Here is a 726-nt window from a genome sequence, read left to right as displayed (position 1 = left end):
CATCTGTTTGGTTCACAACATCAACCAGATGCGCGGACTCGGTGACGCCCCAAAACACTTTACTGATCCCAACTCTAAGCTCGTAATCATCCCAATACGTGAGAAAAAGCGCTTCTCTAATGTCACCGTGGGTTCTTTCATCATCGAGGCTATCGACTCGAAAAAACGGTGTGAAGGTGAAGCTACTATCTCCGCTTTGGAAGTCCCAGTAAAGTTCAGGCTGAACTACAACAGAGCTTTGGCCTTTACTCTGCCCTTGCAGCCCGTGAGAGAGAAATTGTCGATGCTCAACATTCAATTGCCCCGCAAGCTCAAATGCGAACAGCGAGGGCGTTACCAACATCGCGAGTAATCCGCCAAGTTGGTTTGCTCCTTTGCCCATATTCATACCACTCCCTTATTTAACTCGCTTGAGCACGTTTTTGTTGAAGTCGTTCTCTTCCAACCCTGTTTGAAAGCGCAAATCGCTAGTGTTCAATTCTGTACTTTTGCCAGTTTGGTGATTCGTCATTGCCATGGTATGTGCACGCCAATATTTATCGAGGTACTGCTTATAATTAGCGAAAGTTAGAGTTTTCAATAACGCGCCTTTTCGGTCGTAAAACTCGACTTTGAGAGGGCGATAATGCGCCTTGTCAAGCCATACTACCTGCTTGGTATAACCGGAGTTCTTGTCCGTTGGAATTTGCTCTAGAACGAATACGTCTTGCCCGTTAAACTTATCAT

The 726-nt window shown here is 45.9% G+C and carries 1 protein-coding gene and 1 pseudogene; both read right to left on the bottom strand.

What is annotated here, in order from left to right; all coding sequences use genetic code 11:
- Window positions 1–343 (bottom strand): annotated as a pseudogene (locus R8N49_RS27040) (hypothetical protein); the annotation flags it as partial.
- Between the two features lie 54 nt (window positions 344–397).
- On the bottom strand, window positions 398–726 hold a 329-nt coding region (locus R8N49_RS27035), incomplete at its 5' end, for an outer membrane lipoprotein-sorting protein (RefSeq protein WP_318190440.1).

The organism is Vibrio sp. 1978 (assembly GCF_033344345.1).
This window is presented reverse-complemented; position numbering and strand designations above follow the sequence as displayed.